This is a genomic window from Betaproteobacteria bacterium (genome assembly GCA_009377585.1).
Classification (GTDB): Bacteria; Pseudomonadota; Gammaproteobacteria; order Burkholderiales; family WYBJ01; genus WYBJ01.
In genome coordinates, this window is record WHTS01000143.1 from 4,652 (window position 1) to 11,868 (window position 7,217).

6 protein-coding genes are annotated in these 7,217 nt (G+C 67.9%); all 6 read left to right on the top strand.

The features are described 5' to 3' along the window. Positions 1-13 precede the first annotated feature (13 nt). Positions 14-850, top strand: a complete 837-nt coding sequence (locus GEV05_27310; GenBank protein MPZ47007.1) for a hypothetical protein — start codon at positions 14-16, stop codon at positions 848-850. 205 nt (positions 851-1,055) lie between these two features. Continuing rightward, positions 1,056-3,419, top strand: a complete 2,364-nt coding sequence (locus GEV05_27315; GenBank protein MPZ47008.1) for an EAL domain-containing protein — start codon at positions 1,056-1,058, stop codon at positions 3,417-3,419. Positions 3,420-3,622: 203 nt separating this feature from the next. After that, positions 3,623-4,051, top strand: coding sequence for a CBS domain-containing protein (locus GEV05_27320; GenBank protein MPZ47009.1), 429 nt, complete (start codon positions 3,623-3,625; stop codon positions 4,049-4,051). A gap of 113 nt (positions 4,052-4,164) precedes the next feature. After that, entirely contained in the window at positions 4,165-5,358 is a 1,194-nt protein-coding gene (locus GEV05_27325) for an ABC transporter permease (GenBank protein MPZ47010.1), read from the top strand. 5 nt (positions 5,359-5,363) lie between these two features. Continuing rightward, positions 5,364-6,185 carry an ATP-binding cassette domain-containing protein gene (locus GEV05_27330; protein MPZ47011.1) on the top strand — a complete coding sequence of 274 codons (822 nt, stop codon included), beginning with the start codon at positions 5,364-5,366 and terminating at the stop codon, positions 6,183-6,185. A gap of 11 nt (positions 6,186-6,196) precedes the next feature. Beyond that, the gene (locus GEV05_27335; GenBank protein ID MPZ47012.1) at positions 6,197-7,159 is read left to right on the top strand and encodes an MCE family protein; all 963 of its coding nucleotides are present in this window, start codon (positions 6,197-6,199) and stop codon (positions 7,157-7,159) included. Positions 7,160-7,217: the final 58 nt, after the last annotated feature.

The following is a 7,217-nucleotide window of genomic DNA, read 5'->3' on the forward strand; positions in this document are numbered from 1 at the left end:
GCAGCCGGAAAACATGGATTGCAGGCTCAAAACGACCCTGGTCGGGATTTCGTTCGCCTTGGCGGCGACCCTGGCCGCGGCTCAATCCCGGCAGCCGCCGGCGGATCCGGCGGTTGCGAGCTCCGAATGGGCCAAGGGCAATCGGGTGCTGCTCGGCGTGACTCAGGAGCGACTGGGGTTTTCCGCACAGTGGCGCTTTCAGCGCTCGGGCAATGGCGATATCGTGCTCGATCTGGAGGAAACGCGCGCAGGACAGGCACGCGCGGGGGCGCTCATGCTGGTGGCGAACGGCGTACTGCTTGCGCGCGACGTCCCGCTCGAGCGAGGGCGCGAGCTCGACAGCTTCAACGGACCGCTGCTGATGCTGCAGCTGGTACTGCGCCTGCTGGAGCGCGCCGTGCCTGCCGGCCCGGCGAGCATCAAGCGCGAAATGCCGATCGACGCAGCCGAGCACGATCGGGCGGTGAAAGTCTCGACGATCGGCGCCGACGGCGAGTTCCTCGCGCCCTGGCGCGTCACGGGCCAGATCGGGCCCGGCGCCGATGGCCAGGTCCGGTTCGAGCTGCAGTTCGTCTCGGCGAACCGCAGTCCCCGCGGCGCACCCTATGAGACCCGCATCGTCGGCATCTGGCAAAACGCCTCGCCCCCGGTTCAACTGCCCGACACCATGCCGCTGCGAGGCTGGCGCGGTTTCCGCATCAAGACTGTGGTGACGGCCCGTGGCGCCATGAATGCCGTGGGCCTCGGGACGTCGGCCGCCATGGCCTTCGCCAATATTGGGGAAGTGCGCCGCCGCGTCGCGGATTGGACCGACCAAGGCGCGCGCCGCGCGCGCTGGCAATGCGGCTGAGATTGCATCCATGACCGAATATTCCCGATTCATCGGGCCGGTCGCCATGCGGTGGCCCATGGCGCTCCGCTATGCCATATGCATCGGCGCGGGTCGCAATGCATTGCTCGGCGCGACACCGTATCGCGCCAAGCGCAGGGGACGCAGGAACGATTCGGCCGCGGCTCCGAGAGCCCTCGAAGCGCGCGGAGCGCTCGAGTAAGCGGTGCAACCCGTGAAAATCCGCCGTCCGGACGACCCATCGGCACGGCATTTGCGTTCCAGGCCGGACTCGCCCGCACACCGAGACGGGCCAAAGAACGAGATCATTGTGGGTCATGAATCGAATCTGCCGTCCTTCACGGACGCCTTGCTGCTGCACCCCGGAGACGACGGCAAATGGCTCGGAATCCTGCTGGATTGCGCGCCGATGGCGGTGGTGGTCGAAGATCAGCACGGCCGCATACGCATCTGGAATCCCGAGGCGGAGAAGCTGTTCGGCTGGCGTGCCGCCGAAGTCGTGGGCCATGCGCTGCCTTTCGGCCCCGATGCCGACCGGATCGGCGCCGAGCGCCGCTTGCAGCGCGTTCTCGACGGCGAGCGCATCGAGCAGGCCGAGCTCGAGTGCGTTCGCAGCGACGCAAGCCGCTTCAGCGCCGAGGTCCGCGCCATCCCGCTTACGGATCGCGACGGTCGAGTTTTCGCCGTCCTGAGCATCTATGTCGACAGCACGCCGCGCAAGCGTGCCGAACGTCACATGATTTTGCAGGGTGTCGTGACCCGCTCGCTGGCGGAATCCGATAGCGCGGGCGACGCGGTCATCCGTGTGATACAGGCGTTTTGCGGCCTGTCCGACTGGATATGCGGAATGCATTGGGTGGCGGATCCGGGCGAAGGGACATTGCGTTGCCAGGAATGGTGGCACACGCCGGGCGATTCGGCGCTCGAGCGCTTCGGCGCGGTGGCGCAAGCGGCGCGCATTGGCAGTCAGGAAACGACCGCGCTCGCGCGCAAGGTCTTCGCCCGGGCGATGCCGGTTTGGGCAGCCGATCTGGAACAGGAAGCGAGCGTGCTCGCAGCCGCCGTGCGCGACGCGGGGTTGCGTACCGCTCTTGCCTTCCCGGTGTGCGTGGATGGCGAAACGCTCGGTGCGATCGAGCTCTACTCGCGCAACCCGCGCCAACCCGATCAGGATCTGCTGCGCGTCGCGGGTCAGCTCGGCGCCCTGATCGGCCAGCATATCGCGCGCCGCGAGACCGAGCGCCGCCTGCAATTCGTGGTGAGCCACGATCCGTTGACGAGCTTGCCGAACCGCACCATCTTCGGTCAGCGCCTGGGGCAGGCGCTGGCGCAGGCCGCGCGCTACGATCACAAGGTGGCGGTGCTGTTCATCGACCTGGACCGCTTCAAGGTGGTGAACGACACCATGGGCCACGAGGCGGGCGATCGGTTGCTGCGGGAAGTGGCCGACCGGCTGCGCGACAGCTTGCGCGAGGGCGATACGGTGGGCCGCCACGGCGGCGACGAGTTCGTCGTCCTGATCGAGCAATACGAGTCCGCCATGCAGGTGGCGGGCGTGGCGCAGAAGATCATCGATCAGGCCGGCGAGCCGTATTTCTTCGACGGCCACGAGTTCCACATCTCGGCCAGCATCGGGATCGCGACTTATCCCAACGACGGCCAGGATGCCGATGCACTGCTCAAGCACGCCGACATCGCCATGTATCGGGCGAAGGAAGCGGGCAAGAACCAGTACCAGTTCTATTCGCCGCACATGAACCGGCTGTCGCTGGAGCGACTGGACCTGGAAGCGTCGCTGCGCCACGCGCTGGAACGCGGCGAGCTGCTGCTCGTCTACCAGCCGATGTTCGACATGGACGGCCGCGACGTGGTCGGCATGGAAGCGTTGCTGCGCTGGCGGCGTGCCGAGGACAACATCGTTGCGCCGGCGGATTTCATGCCGCTCGCCGAGGAAACGGGGCTGGCGGTTCACATCGGCGAATGGGTGCTGCGCACCGCCTGCGCACAGGCGCGGATGTGGCAGGACCGCGGTGCCAAACCGGTGCGCGTGGCAGTCAACGTCTCGCCGCGCCACTTCGCCCATGGCAATCTGGTAGGCTGCGTCGAGGACGTGCTGCGTGCCACGCGCCTGCAACCCGGCACCTTGCAGCTCGAGATCACCGAGGCGACTATCATGCAGAGCGCCGAGCGCGCGGTGCGGGCTTTGCGCATGTTGAAGGAGCAGGGCGTGCGGGTGGCGGTGGACGATTTCGGCACCGGCTTCTCTTCGCTCGCTCACTTGCAGCGCTTTCCGCTCGATGCCGTGAAGGTCGACCGCTCCTTCATCGCCTCCATCGCGCAACCGGGTAACGGAGCGGCGGTCGCACGCGCCGTGATCGCCATGGCCCACAGCTTCGGCTTGCGCGCCGTGGCCGAGGGCGTGGAAACCGAGGAGCAGGCGCGGTTCCTGCGCATTCAGGGTTGCGACGAGATGCAGGGTTTCCTCTTCAGCCAGGCCTTGTCGCCCGAGCAGGCGGCCGAGATGCTCGAGCGCGACGCGCCGCCGGCGCAGGCGGCGGGCGGCGAATAGCCGAACGCCGGGGGCACTCGGCTGCGTGCGAATGCTGCGACACCAGCGATCCGGTGCGCCGAGCGCGTGGATGCCGGCGACGCGCGCGCGAGTGCCTGGAGCCTTATCCGCCGTGCCGATTTGGGCTACCATCGATCACGCTGATCGATCCGAGTGGGTGCGCCCGGCAGGGCGCGTGGCGTCTCCAGGCGCGAGGAGCAACCATGAAAACCGTCCGCCAGCTGCTCGACACGAAAGGGGCCGAAGTGATCTCGGTCGCCCCGGACAGCAACGTGCTGGATGCGCTCAAGCTGATGGCGCGGCGCGAGATCGGCGCCGTGCTGGTGGTGGAGGGCGCACGGCTCGTGGGCATCATGTCCGAGCGCGACTACGCGCGCAAAGTCATTCTCAAGGGGAAGTCGTCGCAAGACACGAAGGTGCGCGAGATCATGACCGAACGGGTGATGTATGCGCGCCCCGACCAGACGGTGCCGGAGTTGATGGCCCTCATGACCAACAAGCGGGTGCGTCACCTGCCGGTGCTCGAGGGCGATCGCCTGGTCGGCGTGCTGTCGATCGGCGACCTGGTGAAGGAGACGATTTCCGAGCAGGAATTCATCATTCGCCAGCTCGAAAACTACATCCACGGCTGAGCCTGCTGCTCGACATTGCGCGCGGCGGCCGCTCGCACCCGAGGCATGGGCGGTTTCCCGCGCGCTTCCCGGCCGCAGAGTGAGCTTGTGTCCATCGCCATGAAACACGCCCCTTGTCGCCCCGCCCTCTATCGTCCCTTCTCCCGGCCGCGCCGGAGCGCGCGGTGAACGCGCCGGATGCCGGCCTCGAGCCGCCTCGGCTGGTGTACCACGCCGCGGCGGACGGCGCGCGCTCGATCGAAGTACACGGGTCGTGGAGCCTGGCGGCGCTGCAGCCGTGCTTGAGCGAGCTGCAGGCCGAGCTCGAGCGGGCGGCCGCGGACGCCTCGGCCGCGTGGGACTTGCGCCCGGTGGCGCACCTGGACCATGCCGGAGCGGCGCTGCTGTGGCATGCGTGGGGCCGGCCGCGCTCGCCGCGGGCCGCGGTGAAGAGCGAGCACGAGTCGTTTTTCCGCCGCCTGGTCTCAGCGGCGGATGCGCCCGCGCTGCCGCGGATTCGGCACTGGCAGCGCCTGGCCTGGCTGCCCGCGGCGTGGGCGGTGCGCATCTACGCGCATGTACTCGACCTGGTGATGCTCACCGGGGCGCTGGTGCTCGATTTCATCGCCCTCGCGCGCCATCCGAGCCGCGCGCCCTGGCGCGAGATCTCGGCCAATCTCTACCGCACGGGCGCGCAGGCGCTCGGCATCACCGCGCTGGTGGGATTCCTGATCGGCGTGGTATTGAGCTTCCTGTCGTCCAACCAGTTGAAGAATTTCGGCGCCGACGTGTACATCGTGAACATCCTGGGTGTGAGCATCATCCGCGAGCTCGGGCCGGTGCTCGCCGCGATCCTGGTAGCAGGACGCTCCGGCTCGTCGATGACCGCGCAGCTGGGCGTCATGCGCGTCACACAGGAGCTGGATGCGATGTCGGTGATGGGAATTCCGCAGATCTCGCGCCTGGTGCTGCCAAAAGTAATCGCGCTCGCGCTCGGGCTGCCGCTGCTGATCCTGTGGACCGACGCCGTGGCGCTGCTGGGCGGGATGGTGGCGGCGCACGCCGAGCTGGGTTTGAGCTATGGCTACTTCATCGAGGCTTTGCCAGGGGCGGTACCCATCGCCAACCTCTACCTCGGCATCGGCAAGGGGGCCGTGTTCGGCGTGCTGATCGCGGTGCTGGCGTGCCACTACGGCTTGCGCATCCGGCCGAACACCGAGAGCCTCGGCAGCGGCACCACCAGCTCGGTGGTCACCGCGATCACGATCGTGATCCTGGTCGACGCGGTGTTCGCGATCGCCTTTCGCAACGTCGGGCTTGCATTCTGAACCCCATGCAATCAGCGATCGCCGCCGCGGGCCCGGACCAGGACAACGTCATCGACGTGCGCGGCCTGTGGAGCCGCTTCGGCCACACCGTCGTGCACCGGGGCATCGACTTGAGCGTGCGGCGCGGCGAAGTGCTCGGCGTGGTGGGCGGCTCGGGCAGCGGCAAGACCACGCTGCTGCGCCAGATGCTGGGTCTGGAGCGGCCGTATCGGGGCAGCGTGAGGGTGTTCGGCATCGATCTCGACGCCTGCAGCGGTGCGCAGCTCGAATCGGTGCGCGGCCGCTGGGGCGTACTGTTCCAGAACGGCGCACTGTTCTCGGCGCTCAACGTCTACGACAATATCGCCTTGGCATTGCGCGAGCTGCGCACGCTGGACGAGGACGTGATCCGCGACCTGGTGATCTCGAAGCTGCAGATGGTCGGCATCGAAGCGCAGCATGCCGCCAAGATGCCGGCGCAATTGTCGGGTGGTATGATCAAGCGCATCGGTCTTGCCCGCGCGCTCGCGCTCGATCCGGAGCTGCTGTTCCTCGACGAGCCGACGGCCGGGCTCGATCCGGACCGTTCCGAAAGCTTCGTCGCGCTCATCGAGGAACTGCGCAGGGAGATGCGTCTGAGCGTGGTGATGGTGACGCACGACCTCGATACGCTGGTGTCTCTGGCCGATCGCGTTGCCGTGCTGTGCGAACAACGCCTGCTGGCGGTCGGGCCGCTGCGCGAGATCACCGCGCTGGACCATCCGTTCGTATGCAATTTCTTCCAAGGCGAGCGCGGCCGGCGCGCCCTCGAGGTGCTCGAGGACGTGCAGCGTCTGATGCCGATCTAACGATAGCCTAAATGGAAAATCAGGCACACGCACTGGCGGCCGGCCTGTTCACCCTGGTGCTGGTCGCGGCGCTGGTCGCAGCCGCACTGTGGCTGCGCGGCGAGCCGATCGCGCAGGACCGCTATATCCTGCACACCCGCGGCGTAGTGAGCGGATTGAACGCGCAGGCGGACGTGCGCTATCGCGGGGTCGAAGTCGGCAAGGTGGATCGCATCCGTTTCGATTCCGCCGATCCGCGCACGATCCTGGTCGATATCTCGGTGAGCCAGGGCACGCCGATCACCCGCGGCACCTACGCCGAGCTGGCTCCCCAGGGCATCACCGGGCTGTCGTACGTTCATCTCGAGGACGACGGCAGCAGCAGCGCGCTGCGCGATCCGGCCGATTCCGAGCAGGCGAGGATCGAATTGCGGCCCTCGTTCCTGGAGCGCGTTACAGGCTCGGGCGAGCAGGCGATCGGGCGCATCGCCGCGGTCGCGGCCAAGCTCGAGATCTGGCTCGATGATGAGAATCGGCAGCAGGCGCTGCGCACGCTGGCTGCATTCGAGCGCGCGGCGCAGGACGTGAGCGCCGTCTCCACGGCGCTGCAGAAGAGCGCGCACGCAGTCCCGGAACTGGCGAGCCGCGCCGGCAAGACGCTCACGAACGCCGATGCCTTGATCGCCGATCTGCGGGGGCTTGCCGCCACGCTCGACGAGCGCAGCCGGACGCTGGAGCGGGTGGCGGCGAGCGCCGAGCGGATCGGCGCGTCGGTCGAGCAGGTGGCGCGCGCGGGCGATACGCTGGTTTCGGTCGCGGGCAACGAAACGCTGCCGCGCGTGCACCTGCTGCTCGACGACCTCACGCGCAGCTCGCGCAGTCTCGAGCGGCTGATCGCGGACTTGAGTGCCAATCCTTCCAGCGTGGTATTCGGGCGCGCAGCGCTGCCGCCCGGCCCGGGCGAGCCCGGTTTCGCGCAGGGGGCGCTCCGATGAAGCGCCGCCACTTCCTCGGTGCCGCCCTTCGCGCCAGCATCGTTTCTGGTGCGAGCAT

Bases quoted from the DNA above. Each gene is read 5' to 3' on its own strand.
- GEV05_27310 (MPZ47007.1), top strand. From the start codon at position 14: ATGGATTGCAGGCTCAAAACGACCCTGGTCGGGATTTCGTTCGCCTTG.
- GEV05_27320 (MPZ47009.1), top strand. From the start codon at position 3,623: ATGAAAACCGTCCGCCAGCTGCTCGACACGAAAGGGGCCGAAGTGATC.
- GEV05_27330 (MPZ47011.1), top strand. From the start codon at position 5,364: ATGCAATCAGCGATCGCCGCCGCGGGCCCGGACCAGGACAACGTCATC.
- GEV05_27335 (MPZ47012.1), top strand. From the start codon at position 6,197: ATGGAAAATCAGGCACACGCACTGGCGGCCGGCCTGTTCACCCTGGTG.